General features: G+C 64.6%; 17 protein-coding genes. 11 read left to right on the top strand and 6 right to left on the bottom strand.

Features of this window, described 5'->3' with window-relative positions; genetic code table 11:
- Positions 1–14: 14 nt before the first annotated feature.
- On the bottom strand, positions 15–1,976 hold the full coding sequence (locus Q2941_RS32060; RefSeq protein ID WP_458194900.1) for a putative bifunctional diguanylate cyclase/phosphodiesterase: 1,962 nt from the start codon (positions 1,974–1,976) through the stop codon (positions 15–17).
- Between the two features lie 185 nt (positions 1,977–2,161).
- Complete coding sequence (locus Q2941_RS32055; protein WP_458194899.1) at positions 2,162–2,527, bottom strand: nuclear transport factor 2 family protein; 366 nt, start codon at positions 2,525–2,527, stop codon at positions 2,162–2,164.
- 103 nt (positions 2,528–2,630) lie between these two features.
- Here Q2941_RS32055 and Q2941_RS32050 point away from each other — a divergent pair, with 103 nt between their 5' ends.
- The 3 genes from Q2941_RS32050 to hemC are packed head-to-tail and all read left to right on the top strand — an operon-like array spanning position 2,631 to position 5,913.
- Positions 2,631–3,221, top strand: a complete 591-nt coding sequence (locus Q2941_RS32050; RefSeq protein WP_254107996.1) for a TetR/AcrR family transcriptional regulator — start codon at positions 2,631–2,633, stop codon at positions 3,219–3,221.
- Between the two features lie 57 nt (positions 3,222–3,278).
- Positions 3,279–4,907 carry a GMC family oxidoreductase gene (locus Q2941_RS32045; RefSeq protein ID WP_458194898.1) on the top strand — a complete coding sequence of 543 codons (1,629 nt, stop codon included), beginning with the start codon at positions 3,279–3,281 and terminating at the stop codon, positions 4,905–4,907.
- 25 nt (positions 4,908–4,932) lie between these two features.
- Positions 4,933–5,913 carry a hydroxymethylbilane synthase gene (gene hemC / locus Q2941_RS32040; RefSeq protein WP_458194897.1) on the top strand — a complete coding sequence of 327 codons (981 nt, stop codon included), beginning with the start codon at positions 4,933–4,935 and terminating at the stop codon, positions 5,911–5,913.
- 189 nt (positions 5,914–6,102) lie between these two features.
- Here hemC and hemE read toward each other — a convergent pair whose 3' ends face one another.
- Positions 6,103–7,137: a uroporphyrinogen decarboxylase gene (gene hemE / locus Q2941_RS32035; RefSeq protein ID WP_458194926.1), complete on the bottom strand. Its 1,035-nt coding sequence runs from the start codon at positions 7,135–7,137 to the stop codon at positions 6,103–6,105.
- Positions 7,138–7,251: 114 nt separating this feature from the next.
- Here hemE and Q2941_RS32030 point away from each other — a divergent pair, with 114 nt between their 5' ends.
- Positions 7,252–7,473 (top strand): hypothetical protein, encoded by a 222-nt coding sequence (locus Q2941_RS32030; protein ID WP_027522752.1) that lies wholly within the window; start codon positions 7,252–7,254, stop codon positions 7,471–7,473.
- 174 nt (positions 7,474–7,647) lie between these two features.
- Complete coding sequence (locus tag Q2941_RS32025; RefSeq protein WP_458194896.1) at positions 7,648–9,549, top strand: sensor domain-containing diguanylate cyclase; 1,902 nt, start codon at positions 7,648–7,650, stop codon at positions 9,547–9,549.
- 157 nt (positions 9,550–9,706) lie between these two features.
- Here the strand turns inward: Q2941_RS32025 and Q2941_RS32020 are convergent, their stop codons facing one another.
- Entirely contained in the window at positions 9,707–9,922 is a 216-nt protein-coding gene (locus Q2941_RS32020) for a SlyX family protein (protein ID WP_458194895.1), read from the bottom strand.
- Positions 9,915–10,682, bottom strand: a complete 768-nt coding sequence (trhO, locus tag Q2941_RS32015; RefSeq protein WP_458194894.1) for an oxygen-dependent tRNA uridine(34) hydroxylase TrhO — start codon at positions 10,680–10,682, stop codon at positions 9,915–9,917. The genes Q2941_RS32020 and trhO overlap by 8 nt, the downstream gene beginning before the upstream one ends.
- A 187-nt stretch (positions 10,683–10,869) precedes the next feature.
- Between trhO and ggt the strand changes: the two genes are divergently transcribed.
- Positions 10,870–12,456 carry a gamma-glutamyltransferase gene (ggt, locus tag Q2941_RS32010; protein WP_458194893.1) on the top strand — a complete coding sequence of 529 codons (1,587 nt, stop codon included), beginning with the start codon at positions 10,870–10,872 and terminating at the stop codon, positions 12,454–12,456.
- Between the two features lie 76 nt (positions 12,457–12,532).
- A complete protein-coding gene (locus tag Q2941_RS32005; protein WP_027522757.1) occupies positions 12,533–12,997 on the top strand; it encodes an FKBP-type peptidyl-prolyl cis-trans isomerase in 465 nt (154 codons plus the stop codon).
- Positions 12,998–13,083: 86 nt separating this feature from the next.
- On the opposite strand, the gene Q2941_RS32000 is transcribed toward Q2941_RS32005, so the two are convergent.
- On the bottom strand, positions 13,084–13,302 hold the full coding sequence (locus Q2941_RS32000) for a CsbD family protein (RefSeq protein WP_458194892.1): 219 nt from the start codon (positions 13,300–13,302) through the stop codon (positions 13,084–13,086).
- A 126-nt stretch (positions 13,303–13,428) separates the two neighbouring features.
- On the opposite strand from Q2941_RS32000, the gene Q2941_RS31995 reads away from it, so the two are divergent.
- The 4 genes from Q2941_RS31995 (at position 13,429) to Q2941_RS31980 (ending at position 16,221) form a co-directional block, all read left to right on the top strand.
- Positions 13,429–13,938 carry a cupin domain-containing protein gene (locus Q2941_RS31995; RefSeq protein ID WP_458194891.1) on the top strand — a complete coding sequence of 170 codons (510 nt, stop codon included), beginning with the start codon at positions 13,429–13,431 and terminating at the stop codon, positions 13,936–13,938.
- Between the two features lie 182 nt (positions 13,939–14,120).
- Entirely contained in the window at positions 14,121–15,137 is a 1,017-nt protein-coding gene (locus tag Q2941_RS31990; RefSeq protein WP_458194890.1) for an alpha/beta hydrolase, read from the top strand.
- 132 nt (positions 15,138–15,269) lie between these two features.
- Entirely contained in the window at positions 15,270–15,698 is a 429-nt protein-coding gene (locus Q2941_RS31985) for a VOC family protein (RefSeq protein ID WP_027522761.1), read from the top strand.
- A gap of 34 nt (positions 15,699–15,732) precedes the next feature.
- The gene (locus Q2941_RS31980; RefSeq protein WP_027522762.1) at positions 15,733–16,221 is read left to right on the top strand and encodes a VOC family protein; all 489 of its coding nucleotides are present in this window, start codon (positions 15,733–15,735) and stop codon (positions 16,219–16,221) included.
- The last annotated feature ends 170 nt before the right edge of the window (positions 16,222–16,391 follow it).

Raw genomic sequence — 16,391 nt, 5'->3', positions numbered from 1 at the left:
ACGCAAGGTTGGCTCTACGCCGCGTGGGTCGCCCTATGCTTCTTCGGGCCGAGCAGCGCCAGAACCTGCTCGGCCGAGGCGGGGCGGCTGATGAGATAGCCCTGGACTTCGTCGCAATTGGTCTGGCGCAGATATTCGAGCTGATCAACCGTCTCGACGCCTTCGGCGACCACGCCGATATTCAAGTCCCGCGCGAGGGAGATCACCGACTTCACGATCGCGGCGCAGTCCGGCTGCGCCAGCATGTCGCTGATGAAGGACTGATCGATCTTGATGCGGCTGAACGGCAGCTTGCGCAAATACGTCAGCGACGAGAATCCGGTGCCGAAATCGTCCAGCGCCACCGTGACGCCGAGTTGCAGCAGCGCGTTCAGGATCGACGACGCCGAACCGTATTTCGACAGCAGCATCGATTCGGTGATCTCGATCTCCAGCCGGTGCGGGGCGACGTTGGCCTCAGTCAGTGCCTGCACGATGGTCTGGAGAATGCCCGTGTTGTGGAATTGTGCCGCGGAGAAATTCACCGCGACCCTGATATGGTCGGGCCACTCCGCCAGCGTCGCGCAGGCGCGCCTGATGACCCATTCGCCGATCTCGTGAATGAGGCCGGTTTCCTCGGCGATCGGAATGAACTCGCTCGGCGGCACCAGTCCGCGCACCGGATGCTTCCAGCGCAGAAGAGCCTCGAAGCCGGTGATCCGGTTTTCCCTGAGATTGAGGAACGGCTGAAAGACCAGGAACAGCTCGTCCCGTGCGACGGCGAGCTCCAGATCCGATTGCAGCGCCTTGCGGTCGCGCGCCGACTTGTCGTCGGCGGCCTCGAAGAAGCAGATCGTGCCGGGGCCGGCCTTCTTGGCGCGATAGAGTGCGGCATCGGCATGTTTGAGCAGGTCAAGCTGCGTGTCGCCGTCCCGCGGCGCCAGCACGATGCCGACGCTGGTGCCGCCAATGATCTCGCGGCCCTCGATCAGGAACGGCTTGGCGAAGGCCGTGACGAATCGCTCCGCGATCCCCAGGGCGTCCTCGGCCCGGGTGAGATTGGCCATGACCAGCGCGAACTCGTCTCCGCCGATGCGCGCGACGTGCTCGGCCGCCCGCGTGCAGCGTTGCAGGCGGCTGGCGACCTGGACCAGGAATTCGTCGCCGGCGGGATGGCCGAACTTGTCGTTCACCTCCTTGAAGCGATCGAGGTCGAGCAGCAGCACGGCGAACTCCTCGCCGGACAGGGCCAGCCGCTTCAGGGCGGCATCGAGTGTCTCGTTGAACGCGAAACGGTTGGGCAGGTGCGTCAGCGGATCCTGGCGGACCGACCGCTCCGCCTCGAGCTGCCGCATGATGCGTCGCATGAAGGTGAAGGAATTGACGAACACGCCGCGCAGCAGCACGGATCCGTAGACCACGACCAACACGGCCATCAGCAGATAGGCGGGATCACCGCCGCTGCCGAGACAGATCCCGATGCCGAGGAAGAGGGGAGTCGTGAATGCGATCGCCGCGATCGGGATGGTGGCGAACGCGAAGGCGCCGCCGGCCAGCATGCCGGCGCACAGACAAGTGATGACGAGCTGGCCGCCGGTGGAGGCGTTGGCGAAGAACGCGACCGGCACGATGCCCCAGGCGGAGCCGAGGATGAAGGCGTTGCGCACGAGACGGTGCATGGCGCGACGGGATACGAATTGCGGCTTCGTGATGCGGCGCGCGCTGTGGGATTGCACGCCGAACAGGATCGCAGCGCCCGCGACTGCACTCGCCCAGACCAGGGCGAACTTCCAGTCCGGCGAATGCCAGAGCGCGATGGCAAGCACGGCCGCATTGCAGGCATTGGCCAGCATGATGCCGACGGAATAGCCGAGCACGAGAGCCATCTGCTCCGCGCGGATATGTCCGGCGACAGCGTCGTCGGTTGCGGGTCCGCCGAACGCGGCGAGATCGCCGGCGAACAGCTTGGTCAGATAGGACGTCAGTCGGGACCGCATTGCAGAGCCTGCAGGCATGGGCCGTTCATATTCGGCTCAAGGTCGGAGAATTCGCTGCAAACCTTTGACGAACTATGAATTTATCGCCCGCGCCGGGATCGCTGCGGCACGATGTGCATAGGGAACCGCCGGTATCGGTAACAAATCAATACAAATGCCGCCGTCCCCGGTTCCCGCGCGCGGCATCAGCGCGCCAGCTGCTTCGGATCGTAGAAGAAGCGTTCCTCGATCAGCTCATTGCCGCGCCAGGTCTGCCACGCAATCTCCTCAAGCGTGCGCGTGACGCCTTCGGCATTGGTGAAGGCGAATTTCCAGCGCGTGGCGACATTGTCTCCGGCGATCAGGCTTGGCCCGAGGCGCACGGCCTTGACCTCCTTGAAGGCAGCCAGCACGCCGCGCTCCTTGGCCGCGAGCTTGTCGCGGCCGACCATCGGCTCGGCCTGGTTTTCATGGGTGGCGGCGTCGGCTGCATAAAACCGCTCGATCGCCCCGACGAAGTCGCCGTCCTCGAGGTGCTTGGCAAACGCTTCGACAATCTCACGGCTCGGCATGGCAGCACCTCACGACTATAAACCGACTGATAGTCGGTAAATACCGACCGTCAGTCGAAAAGTCAACTGGCAGCAGTTGCGGAATTCGACTACAGCAGGCGTTATGGCAAAGCAGGCGGAACGGCGGGCCGCGACCACCGAGGCGATCCTGACGGTGGCGCGCCGCCTGTTTGGGACGCAGGGTTTTGTCGCCACGACCATGGACGACATCGCCGACGGCGCCCGCGTCGCCAAAGGCGCGGTCTATCATCACTTCAAGACCAAGGAGGCGGTATTCGCCGCAGTGTTCGACGAGGTCTCGCGCGACCTCGTCGCCGAGATCAACCGCGCCGTCCGCGCCGAGAAGGACGTGCTTGCCGCGATGGTCGCCGGCACGCAGCACTATTTCGCCGCGACCGCCAAGGGGCCGACCGGCCAGATCATCCTGCGCGACGGCCCGGCCGTGCTCGGCTGGGAGCGCTGGCGCGAGATCGACGCGCAGCATTTTGGCGGCGAGATGCCGCGCGCGCTTGCTGCCGCGATGGACGCGGGCCTGATCGCGCGGCAGCCGATCGAGCCACTGGCGCGGCTGCTGCTCGGCGCGGTGACGGAGGCCGCGGTGGCCTGCGCCGGAAGAGCCGACATCGCCAAGGCGGGCGTAGAATATGCCCGCGCGTTCAAGTCGCTGATCGAGGCGCTGCGTCTGCGGCAATGAGTGTGCTATGGACCTTCGATCCGAAACGCCCACAACAACAATAAAAACCGGAAAAGCATGACCGCCCAACTGCAATCCGCCCATTCAAACGATCCCGAATTCGACTACGTCATCGTCGGCGCCGGCTCGGCCGGCTGTGTGCTCGCCAACCGTTTGTCGGCGAACGGCAAGCATTCGGTGCTGCTGCTTGAAGCCGGCCCGAAGGATTCCAACATCTGGATCCACGTGCCGCTCGGCTACGGCCGCCTGTTCAAGGAGAAGAGCGTCAACTGGATGTACCAGACCGAGCCGGAGCCCGAGCTCAACGGACGGCAAGTGTTCCAGCCGCGCGGCAAGACGTTGGGCGGCTCGAGCTCGATCAACGGTCTGCTGTACGTCCGCGGCCAGCACGAGGATTACGACCGCTGGCGCCAGCTTGGCAACGCCGGCTGGGGCTATGACGACGTGCTGCCCTATTTCAGGAAGGCCGAGAACCAGGCTCGCGGCGCCGATCAATTCCACGGCACCGGAGGACCGCTGCCGGTCTCAGATCTGATCCTGTCCGATCCGCTGTCACAAGCCTTCATCAAGGCGGGGGTCGAGACAGGCCTGCCCTACAATCCCGACTTTAACGGCGCCTCGCAGGAAGGCGTCGGCCTGTTCCAGACCACGACGCGCAAGGGCCGCCGCGCGTCCACGGCTGTCGCCTATCTCGGCCCCGCGAAGAACCGCGGCAATCTCAAGATCGAAACCTTGGCGCTGGGCCAGCGCATCCTGTTCGAGGGGCGCCGCGCCGTCGGCGTCGAATATCGCCAAGGCTCGGCCTTGCGCCGCGTGCGGGCGCGCAAGGAGGTGCTGGTCTCCAGCGGCGCCTACAACTCGCCGCAGCTTTTGCAGCTCTCCGGCGTCGGCCCGGCCGACCTCCTGCGTAAGCATGGCATCGATGTCGTGCTCGATGCGCCGGGCGTCGGCCACGATCTCCAGGATCACATGCAGGTCCGCATCGTGATGCGCTGCTCGCAGCCGATCACGCTCAACGATGCCATCAACCATCCGATCCGACGTACGCTGACTGGAATACGCTATGCACTGTTCCGCCAGGGCTGGCTGACGATCGCGGCGGGCACTGCGGCCGCCTTCTTCAAGACCAGTCCGCGTCTCGCCACGCCGGACATCCAGGTGCACTTTCTGCCGTTCTCGACCGACAAGATGGGCGAGAAGCTGCACGATTTTTCCGGCTTCACCGCCTCCGTGTGCCAGCTCCGCCCCGAAAGCCGCGGGAGCTTGCGGATCAAGAGTGCTGACCCGACGGTGCCGCCGGAAATCCGCGTCAACTACATGTCGACCGAGGCCGACCGCACCACGAACGTCGAGGGCCTGAAGATCCTGCGCAAGATATTGCACGCGCCGGCGCTAAAACCCTTTGTGGTGGAGGAGGTCGATCCCGGCCTCAAGGTCGCGACCGATGCGGAGCTCCTGGAATTCTGCCGCCAGCGCGGCAGCACCATCTATCATCCGACCTCGACCTGCCGTATGGGCAATGATGCGCTCGCCGTGGTCGATCAGCGGCTCAAGGTGAGGGGGATCGAGGGCTTGCGCGTGGTCGACGGATCGATCATGCCTGATCTCGTGTCGGGCAATACCAACGCGCCGATCATCATGATCGCCGAAAAGGCCTCCGACATGATATTGGAGGATGCGCGGTAATCCGCGCAAAAGGGGAGCATACGGCTTGGCTATTCGATTGCGGATCGGCACGCGCAAGAGCGCGATGGCGCTGGCACAGACGGAAGAGATCGCGCGCCGCCTGACCGCCGCCGTGCCCGATATCGACGTCGAGATCGTCAAGTTCGACACCACGGGCGATCTCGACCAGACCAGCAAGCTGTTACCCCATGGCGGCAAGGGCGGCGCCTTCGTCGCACAGATCCGTGCCGCGGTGCTGTCGCGCGAGTTACAGGCGGCGATGCATTCGCTCAAGGACATGCCGGGCAACGAGGACACGCCGGGCCTCGTGATCGGCGCCACGCTGTCGCGCGACCCGCCGAGCGATGCCCTGGTGCTGCGCGATGGTGTTATGCTCGATGCATTCAGACAGTCGCGCGGCAAGGGTTTCAAGATCGGCACCAACGCCGTGCGTCGCGCGGCCTATGCGCGGCGGCTGTTTCCGGACGCCGAGGTGATCCACTTCCGCGGCGCCGCCGACACGCGCGTGCGCAAGCTCGATAACGGTGAGTTGCAGCGGTTGCCGGATGGTGGCGCGGTCGGTCCCGCCGATGCGCTGATCATGGCGCGCTCGGGGCTCGATCGCGTCGGCCTTGCGAGCCGGATCGCCTACGAATTCTCGGCTACGGAGATGTTGCCTGCGGCAGGGCAGGGCATCGTTGCGGTGGAATGTGCAGCGCAGGACTGGCAGACGCGGCGCATCCTGTCTGCGATCGACGATCCCACCGCGCATGCCTGCGCTGATGCCGAACGCGAGGTGCTGTGGGTCCTCAATGGTCACTGCAATTCGCCGGTGGCGGGGTTCTCGACGATCGACGGCGATCAGATGTCGCTCACCGCATCGGTGCTCGATCTTTCCGGCAACACCATCATCGAAGCCTCGCGCGCCGGTCCCGCGAACCGTCCGCGCGAGCTCGGCCGTGCGGTCGGGCTCGATCTGCTGGCCAGGGGCGCGTCCGAGATCATCGAGCGCAGCCGGCCGCGCTAGGCCGCCGCAAATCGATCATCGGCCCGAGCGTAGGATCGTGCTCCTGTTTTGCCCGACGCCTCAAATGCCCTGGGCGCGGCCGGAGCGCCTGGCCGGCGGGGCCGTTCTACTTTGCATGGGGTTGTTTTCGAGCATTTTGCAAAGCACGCCCCGCCGCCGTCGGGAGGGAACGGACGGAGCGTCGATGCGTCAGCCGCGCACCCGCTTCAGCATCTGGTCGACATGGGCGATTGGGGTCTCCGGCTGGATGCCGTGGCCGAGATTGAAGATCAGCCGGCCTTGTCCGAAATTCGCCAGCACCTCGTCGACGGCGCGTTCCAGCGCATCGCCGCCGGTGATCAGTACCAGCGGATCGAGATTGCCCTGCACGGCGACGCGTGACTGCACGCGCTCGCGGATGAAGGCGGGCTCGGCCGTCCAGTCGATGCTCACCGCGTTGACGCCGGTCGCTTCCACATAGCCCGGCAGCAGCGCGCCGGCGCCGCGGGGAAAGCCGATGATCTTCGCATCCGGCGCCTTGGCGCGCACGCCCTCCACGATGCGCCGCGTCGGCTCGACCGACCAGCGCGCGAATTCGGCCGGCGGCAGCACGCCCGCCCAGGTGTCGAAGATCTGGAGCGCATCCGCGCCGGCAGCGAGCTGCCCGAGCAGATAGTCGACGGAGTTGCCGACCAGCGTATCGATGATCTTCGCGAAGGCCTCCGGATGCCGGTAAGCCATCATCCGCGCCGGCGCCTGGTCCGGCGTGCCCTGGCCCGCAACCATGTAGGTCGCGACCGTCCAGGGCGCGCCGCAGAAGCCGATCAGCGCGGTCTTCGGATCGAGCGCGCGGCGCACGATGCGCAGCGCCTCGAACACCGGCTCGAGCTTGCCGAAATCGGCGCGCGGCGACAGCGTCTTGACCTTGTCGGGATCATCCAGCGGCTCCAGCCGCGGACCCTCGCCGATCTCAAAGCGCACGGAACGGCCGAGCGCGTAGGGAATGACAAGAATGTCGGAGAAGATGATCGCCGCATCGAAGCCGAAGCGGCGGATCGGTTGCAGCGTCACCTCGGCGGCGAGCTCCGGCGTGAAGCAGAGATCGAGGAAGCCGCCGGCCTTGGCGCGCACCTCGCGATATTCGGGCAAGTAGCGGCCAGCCTGCCGCATCATCCAGACCGGCGGAACGGCCTGCCGCTGGCCGGAGAGCACGTCGACGAAAGGCTTTGCGGAGGAGGGTGGCACGAATGATCCCTGGGACATGTTGCGGTTCCTGATACACCGCCGCTCCCGCCGGGCCAAGCGGAACAGAGGAACCCCTCGGCAGGCGGCGACGTTGATCGGCCAATGGAGGATCTCATGGCTGAGAAATTCAACCCCGCGCCGCACGATAAGCACGCCGACGATCCACGCGAGGCGCTCGCCGCCGATCGCGAAACCCATGCCAGGCTCGATGCCGGTCTGGTCGATACCTTCCCGGCGTCTGATCCTGTCAGCGCCGCCCAGCCGACGCCATCGAAGGCCGATGCGGAGGCGGACAGCCATTCGCTGTGGGACAAGGTTAAGGCGATCTTCAGCTAAGGTCTCGTGCGGTCCGATACCCCCTCGACGCGCTAACCTGCCGTTAGCGATCAGATGATCGCGAGCACCGTAGGACTACGTAAATCGGCGCAGTTTGAGGCGAATTGCGCTGCGCTTTTCAGGATTCGATAACAGAAGCGGCGGAATTTCCGGGCATCGGAGAATCCTGTTCGCATGAACGTCATGAGCTATAGAGCCGGCTTGAGCCGCCTGCCCTTGCGGGCGGCGGCGTTCGTCGTGCTCACCTGCACGGCCATCCTCACCATCAGCGGCTGGCGTGAATGGAGCTCGCGCGACGCGCTGCTGCGCGGCACCGAGACGGAAATGGCGAACCTCGCGCGATCGCTGACCCAGCATGCGGAGGACAGCCTCGATCTGCTCGATTCCGGTGTCGTTGGCGTCGTCAGCCGCCTGGAAATGGACGGCACGGACCCCTCCACCATCGCCAAGCTTCGCAACCTCCTCGAAGTCCGCAAGAAGGCGATCGAGCGCATTCACAGCCTCGCCATCATCGACGACAACGGCAACTGGCTGACATCCGCCGGCGCCGTCACCTCCACGCTCAGCGACGACGAGTTCTTCAGGCATCACAAGTTCTCGCCGAAGCGGGAGGCCTATGTCGGACGCCCGATCAAGAGCCTGGTCGACGGCGAGTGGGTGGTCACGCTGTCGCGCCGCTTCAACAAGCTCGACGGCAGCTTTGGCGGCGTCGTGCTTGCGACCATCAGTGCGAACTATCTGTCACATTTCTACCAGCAATTCCTGATCGGTCGGAACAGCTCGATCACGCTGGTGCACGGCGACGGCATCATCATTGCGCGCGACCCCAGCAATGACAAATTCGTCGGACGCAGCGTGGTCGACGGGTCGCTGTTTCGCCAATCGAAGCTGCAGCCGAGCGGGGCCTATAATTTCAGGTCGCTGCTGGATGGCGTCGATCGTGTCAGCTTCTACAAGCGCAGCGGCCGCCTCCCGCTGCTCCTGATCGCGACCGTCGATCGCGATGAATTGCTGGCGCCCTGGCGGGCGGCAGCCATTTCGCGCATGCTGTATGTGCTCGCGCTGGTGTTGCTGATCGCGATCATCGGCGCTGTGCTGGTCCGGCAGTTGCAGCGCGGCCAACGCATGGCGACGGCGCTGGTGGAGAAGGAAGCGCATTTCCGTCTGCTGGCTGAAGGCTCCAGCGACATGGTTACCCGGATCGGGCTCGACGAGCGGCTCCGCTACGTCTCGCCCTCCAGCGCGCGGGTCGTCGGCTGGCGCGCCAATCAACTGATCGGCACGCCCGCGCTCGCCGGCATCCATCCGGAAGATCTGCCGGAGATCCAGGCGATCGTGGACGCGCTGAAGCGCGGCGAAAGGGAGGAGGCGCGGGTCACCTATCGCAATGTGCACCGGCAGAAGTCCGAGATCTGGCTGGAATCGACCATGCAGATCACCCGCAAGGTTACCGGCGAGGTCGAAGGCGTGGTCGCGATCTCACGCGACATCACCGAGCAGAAGAACCTGGAAAACATGCTGGAGACGCTCGCGACCGAGGACAGTCTCACCGGGCTCGCCAACCGCCGCTGCTTCGATGAGCGGCTCGCGGAAGAATGGGCGAGGGCCTATCGCGACCGCTCGAGCGTTGGTCTGTTGATGATCGATGTCGATCACTTCAAGGCCTACAACGACGAATATGGCCATCCGGCGGGCGATGCGTGCCTGCGCACCGTGGCGAAGATCATCGCAACGGAGGCCCAGCGCGTCAGCGATCTCGCCGCGCGCTATGGCGGCGAAGAGTTCGCCGTGCTGCTGCCGAACATCGATGCGGCCGGCTGCGCCCGGATCGGCGAGCGGATCCGCCAGGCGATCCGCGCCGCGGGGCTCGTACATAGCTGCAATGAATCCGCCGGCTGCGTCACCGCCTCTGTCGGCGGTGCGACCTGCCGCCCGTGGCTGGAGCGAACCGGTGGGCCGGGAACGCTCGTCGAGGCCGCCGACCGTGCGCTCTATGGCGCCAAACAGGACGGGCGCGACCGGCTGGTGATGTCGGTCGAGGTCTTCAATCTGCTGCCGATGGCTTCAGGGCAGTAGAGCATGATCCGGACCCGAAGGGCCGCGTTAGCGCAAAGTGTGAAGCGGTTTTCCCTCGCGACAAACGCGGAGCGTTTGCGCGGAGATCATGCTCGAACAAAAACCTAAAGCACGATGACGCTTCATCCGAATCGCATCGCGCTTTAAAGCCCGCCCCTCAGTAATGCGGCGGGCGCTCGTTGCCGGGGCCGGGCGCGTTGGCTTCGGCCTCCTGGAGACGCTCGCTCAGCGCTGCGATCTGCCGCGTCAGCGTATCGATCTGCTTCCACTGCGCGGTGATGGTCTGGTTGAGCTGCTCGATGGTGTCATCCTGATAGGCGAGCCGTGCTTCGAGCGTGTCGATGCGTTCGCTGAGCGTCTCGATCTCATTCATCGGCGGAGGCGTCCTTCTGGCGCTCGCGCAAGCCATGGCCGAGCGCTACGCGCTCGTCGAACACGAAGCACTCTCCGCGCCAGCGGCTTTGCTCCTCCGGCACATCCTCGAGATATCTGAGAATGCCGCCCTTGAGGTGGTAGACCTCGGCGAAGCCGCGCGCGAGCAGATGTGCGCTCGCCTTCTCGCAGCGGATGCCGCCGGTGCAGAACATCGCGATCCTGCGATGCTTTGCGGGATCGAGCTGCTGCGCGGCAAAGTCCTTGAACTCGCCAAAACTCCTGATGCCGGGATCGACGGCGCCTTCGAACGTGCCCATCGCCACCTCGAAGGCGTTGCGGGTGTCGAGCACCAGCGTATCGGGCTCGGCGATCAGCGCATTCCACTTCGAGGCATCGACGTAGGTGCCGACCTGACGCGTCGGGTCGGCGGCGGCGTCACCGAGCGTGACGATCTCCTTCTTCAGCCGCACCTTGAGCCGGCCGAACGGCATCGCCTCGCTGGTCGAGAACTTCAGTTCGAGATTGTCGAGCCGTCCGCCGAACATGTCGCCGTGCGCGAGCTCATGGGCAAAGGCATCGATCGCCTCCGCAGTGCCAGCGACAGTGCCGTTGATGCCTTCCCGTGCCAGCAGCACGCTGCCCTTGATCCCTACGCCGGCGCAGAACGCGGCCAGCGGCTCACGCAGCTCGCGGTGATCTGCGAGCGGCGCGAACTGGTAGAAAGCGGCAACCTTGAAAGCCTTGTTCTTGGAAGTCATGGCGGCCCGTTTAGCAGGCGGCAGCCGTCCAGAAAACCCGCAGAAATGCGCCCCCATTCGCACAGCGGATGGCAGCCATTTCCGTGGTATGCCAGCATTGCCCGGCGGGGTCCGAATGTGTCATGTAGACCCGGATTTTCGAGAGGGCGCGACGTGCGCGGCCCGCGGCAAGAGAGCAGAACAGGCAATGAGAAGCTTCCATTTCCCCGGCAGGTCCACAGTCCACGCCCAGAACGCTATGGTGGCGACCTCGCACCCGCTGGCCGCGCTCGCGGCGGTCGAGGTACTGCGTGAGGGTGGCACGGCGGCGGACGCGGCGGTCGCGGGCAGCCTGCTGCTCGGGGTGATCGAGCCGCAATCGACCGGCATCGGCGGCGACTGCTTTGCACTGATCCAGCCGCGAGGCGAGGGCAAGATCACTGCCTATAACGGCTCGGGCCGGGCGCCGAAGGCCGCCAATGTCGAGTGGTATCTGGAGCGCAAGATCAATTCCGTGCCGCTGACCTCGGCGCACGCGGTCTCGATCCCCGGCGCGGTCGACGCCTTTGCGACCGTGCTGCGCGACCACGGCAAGTTCGGTTTCGACCGTCTGGCCCAGCCGGCGATCAAGGCGGCGGAGGAGGGCTACGTCGTCGCCCCCCGCATCGCCTTCGACTGGAAGAACCAGTTCGAGAAGCTGAAGAACGGCACCAACACCGAGCGCTATCTGCTGCCGCACGGCAGGCCGGCGGTGGCCGGCGACGTCATCCGCCAGCCTGAGCTCGGAAAGACGCTGCGCGCGATCGCCAAGGACGGCCGCGACGCTTTTTACAAGGGCGCAATCGCCGAGGACATGGTCGAGACGCTGCGCTCTATCGGCGGCCTGCACACGCTCGACGATTTCGCCGATCATACCACCGAGGTGACCACGCCGATCGGCACGACGTACAAGGACTACGATGTCTGGCAGTGCCCGCCCAACGGGCCTGGCATCACCATGCTGGTCATGCTGAACATCCTGTCCCGGTTCGACCTCAAGAAGTTCGCGCCGCTCAGCGTCGAGCGCTTCCATCTCGAGGCGGAAGCCGCGCGCATCGCCTACATGATCCGCGAGATGCATGTCGCCGATCCCGCCCACATGAAGATCGACGTCGCAAAAATCCTCGCGAAGGAATTCGCCGACGAGTACATCGCAAAAATCCGCATGGACGGGTTGCTCGACCTGCCCAACGTCGCGCCGCCGATGAACCCCTCGACCATTTACATCGCCGTGGTCGACAAGGATCGCAACGTCTGCTCCTTCATCAACTCGATCGCGCATTCCTTCGGCTCGGCGATCGTGTCGAACAAGACCGGCGTGCTGCTGCAGAACCGCGCCGGCGGCTTCCGCATCCAGCCGGATCACCCCAATTGCATCGCCGGCGGCAAGCGCCCGCTGCACACGATCATTCCGGCGCTGCTCACCAAGGCGGGCCGCGCGATCATGCCGTTCGGCGTGATGGGCGGGCAGTATCAGCCGGTTGGCCAGACGCATGTTCTGACCAACATCCTCGACTATGGCTGCGATGTGCAGGAGGCGATCGATATGCCGCGCGGCCTGCATTACGAGGGCGTCTATCAGCTCGAAGACAGTGTGCCGGCGGCGGTCGTCGATGGCCTGAAGAAGCTTGGCCACAAGACCACGAGTCTTGTCGGCCCGCTCGGTGGCGGCCAGGCGATCTGGATCGACTGGGACAAGGGCACGCTGACCGGCGGCTCCGATCCTCGCAAGGACGGCTGCGCGCTCGGCTATTGAGTGAGGCGCCCTCGACGGGCTGGCCAGGCCCGGCGCGTTGCGCTAGACACCTCCCGCTCCAAACGGAAGGTGTCTTATGCAGCGTGTCCAGCGTGCACTCCTCACCCTCATGTCGGCGCTCGCGATCACGGTGATCAGCGCAGTGTCGGCATTCGTCTCCACCCCGGCATCGGCCCAGACCGCAGGAAAAACCATGACCACAGCTTCAGGCCTCGAGATCATCGACAGCGTCGTCGGCACCGGCGCCTCCCCCAAGCCCGGCCAGATCTGCGTGATGCACTACACCGGCTGGCTCTATGAGAACGGCAAGAAGGGCAAGAAATTCGACTCTTCCGTCGACCGCAACGAGCCGTTCGAGTTTCCGATCGGCAAGGGCCGCGTGATCGCCGGCTGGGACGAGGGCGTTGCCACCATGAAGGTCGGCGGCAAGCGTACGCTGATCATCCCGCCGCAGCTCGGTTACGGCGCACGCGGCGCCGGCGGCGTGATCCCGCCGAATGCGACGCTGATGTTCGACGTGGAATTGCTCGGGGTGAAGTGACGGCAGGTACCAGCGCGAACAAAAAGACCGGCCTTGCGGCCGGTCTCCTCGTTTTCAGTCCCACTCGTTTTTCAGTCCCGTGCGCCTTACTCTGCCGTGCGCTTGGCGTTCGCCGCGGCGCGATCGATCGCTTCCTTCGCGGCGTCCTTGGCATCGCCCATGGCCTGCTGGCCCTTGCCCTTGATCTCCTGCACGGTGCCTTCGCCCTTCATGCGATCGGAACCGGTGGCCTCGCCAATGCCCTGCTTGGCCTTGCCGATCGCCTCGTTGCTGGCGCCCTTGATCTTGTCGGTCGCGCTACCCATGAAAATCTCCTTCCATCTTGGTTGCAAGGACAACGCCACGCGCCTAAGAGCGTTCCGATTTTGGTATGGCTTGATGCCGCGGCTTTGGTTAGCCTGCCGTGCACGGAACCAATGGAAAGCAGACACATGAGCGGCCACGACCACACGCACTCTCATCATCACGATCATGACGATCGCTGGAAACATGACGGCGTGCGGGTGATCCCCGGCAACCAGCTCGATCCCAATGTTCCCTCGACGCCTGGCATGGACCGCAAGGCCGCGATCAATTTCGCGCGCGTCGGCGCGCAGAAATTGTGGGCCGGAACGGTCAGCATCAAGCCTGATGCGAAGACCGGCGCGCATCATCACGGGCATCTCGAAAGCATCATCTTCGTCGTGAAAGGCAAGGCGCGCATGCGCTGGGGCGAGCATCTCCAGTTTACCGCCGAAGCCGGCCCCGGCGACTTCATCTACGTGCCACCTTACGTGCCGCACCAAGAGATCAACGCCAGCCCCGACGAGGTTCTGGAATGCGTGCTGGTGCGCAGTGACGGCGAGGCGGTCGCGATCAATCTCGACATCGAGCCGGTCGAGAAGCCCGAAACCGTGCTGTGGATCGACCCCGTGCACCGCGATCCGAACGAGGCGAATTGAACTGATCTCTCTCCGCCGTCATTGCGAGGAGCGAAGCGACGAAGCAATCCAGCATCCTTCCGCGGATGCATTTCTGGATTGCTTCGCTGCGCTCGCAACGACGGAGAACTCGGCTGACGCCTTCCGCTACGTCTGCTAGGCTTCGCTGGAGCCTACATGAAGACGAGGCGACGGAGGTCATCATGGCGAAGCCCGATCATTTGCTACCGCGGCGTAGACAGATCAAAGGGGCAGGCGCGAGCATCGTAGGTGCCGCGCTCACCAACGCACTCCCCGTCGCGGCCGCCGATCAACCCTCCGACATCTGGTCCAGCGAATACTGGGCCAAGAAGGGCGATGTGCCCTTGTGGATGTACCGCAAGCGGCTCGGTGCGCCCAAGGCGGACGAGGTGGCGCGGCCGGTCGTGGTGTTCGTGCACGGCTCCTCCGTCACCTCGCGGGTGTTCGATCTCAGCGTGCCCGGCAAGGGCGAATACTCCACCATGAACGAGTTCGCCCGCTACGGCTTCGACTGCTGGACGCTGGATCACGAGAACTACGGCAAGTCGGGGCGTACCTCTAGCAATTCAGATATCGCAAGCGGCGTTGCCGATCTGAAGGCCGCGGTGGAGGTGATCACGCGCGAGACCGGGCACAAGAAATTCCATTTCGTCGGGGAGTCCTCGGGTGCGTTGCGGGCCGGCGCTTACGCCATGGTCGCGCCAGAACGTATCGACCGGCTGGTGTTCGCGGCCTTCACCTACAAGGGCGAGGGCTCGCCGACGCTGACCAAGCGCGCCGAGCAGGTCGACTATTACCGCACCCACAACATGCGCAAGCGCGACCGTGAGATGATCCGCTCGATCGCGACTCGCGACAAACCAGGCACCAGCGATCCCGCCGTCATGGACGTGCTCGCCGAGGTCGAGCTTCAGTTCGGCGATCAGATCCCGACCGGCACCTACCTCGACATGACGGCCAATTTGCCGGTGGTGGACCCGGAGAAGGTGCTCGCACCGGTGCTCCTGGTGCGCGGGGAGTTCGACGGCATCGCGACCGTCGCCGACCTCGAGGCGTTCTACAACAAGCTGCCGAACGGCGACCGGCAATTCGTCATCCTGCCGGGAACCGCGCATTCGGTGGTGCTGGCGATCAATCGGGCGCTGTTCTGGCATGCCACGCGGGCATTTTTGACGATGCCGACGCCGATCGCGACCTGACGAAAAATTGCGCGCGGGCGTTCGGTGCGACAGAACCCCGCAGTGTGACAGTCCGAAAAATATTCGGAAGCCGTGTCGGATGGCTGCTGGGCCATCCGTCCTTGGGCAGAACCCCCGCCCAAGGAGCTTCCGATGCCCAGGATGATCTTCGTCAATCTGCCGGTGACCGATCTCAAGCGCGCAACCGTCTTTTACGAGGCAATAGGCGCGACCAGGAACCCGCAATTTAGTGACGACACGGCGTCCTGCATGGTCTTTTCCGAGACCATCTACGCGATGCTGACGACCCACGACAAATTCCGCCAGTTCACGCCGAAGCCGATCGCAGATGCAAAGATCTCGAACCAGGCGCTGTTCTGCTTGTCCGCCGACAGTCGGAGCGAGGTCGACGATATCGTCGGCAGGGCCGAGGCTGCGGGCGGGGTGGCCGATCCCAGCCCGAAGGACGAATACAGCTTCATGTACGGCCGCAGCTTCGAGGATCCCGATGGTCATATGTGGGGTGTGAACTGGCTGGACATGGCGGCGGCGCCGACCCAGCCCGGCATGGCGAACGCCTGATCGAAGCCCAGAGGATCGAAGAGGAGCATTCACGATGTCCAAGCTCGTGCCCTGCATGTGGTTCAACGGCGATGCCGAGGAAGCCGCCAAGTTCTACGTCTCGCTCGTTCCGAATTCGGCGATCACGCACGTCCAGCGCAACGTTTCAGACAATCCGTCCGGCAAGGAAGGCTCCGTGCTTGTCGTCGAGTTCACGGTGGCCGGCCAGCCCCTGGTCGCGCTCAACGGCGGCATGAAGATGGAATACACGCACGCGCTCTCGTTGATGATCCATTGCGACGACCAGGCCCAGGTCGACAGCGTCTGGAGTGCGTTCCTGGCTCATGGCGGCAGTGAAGGGCAGTGCGGCTGGCTCAGGGATCGCTACGGCGTGTCCTGGCAGGTGGTGCCGAAGGTGATGTTCGAATTTCTGTCGAGCCCGGACAAGGCCGCCGCCGCACGCGCGATGCAGGCGATGATGAAGATGGTCAAGCTAGATGTGGACGTTTTGCGCCGCGCATTCGAGGGTAAGTCCGCGGCGTGACCTCAAGGCAGGTGCAGTAGGGTGGGCAAAGGCGCGTTCGCGCCGTGCCCACCATCTGTCCTCGATTAAGAGAGATGTGGTGGGCACGCTTCGCTTTGCCCACCCTCATATGGGGCGTTTTGAGTCAAGGCTGTTGCGGGAGAATGGGTCAGGGTTTTGCTCTGGGAGGG

Source organism: Bradyrhizobium sp. UFLA05-153 (genome assembly GCF_054185185.1).
Note: the sequence above shows the minus strand (reverse complement) of the source record. Positions and strands in the feature narration are given on the sequence as shown.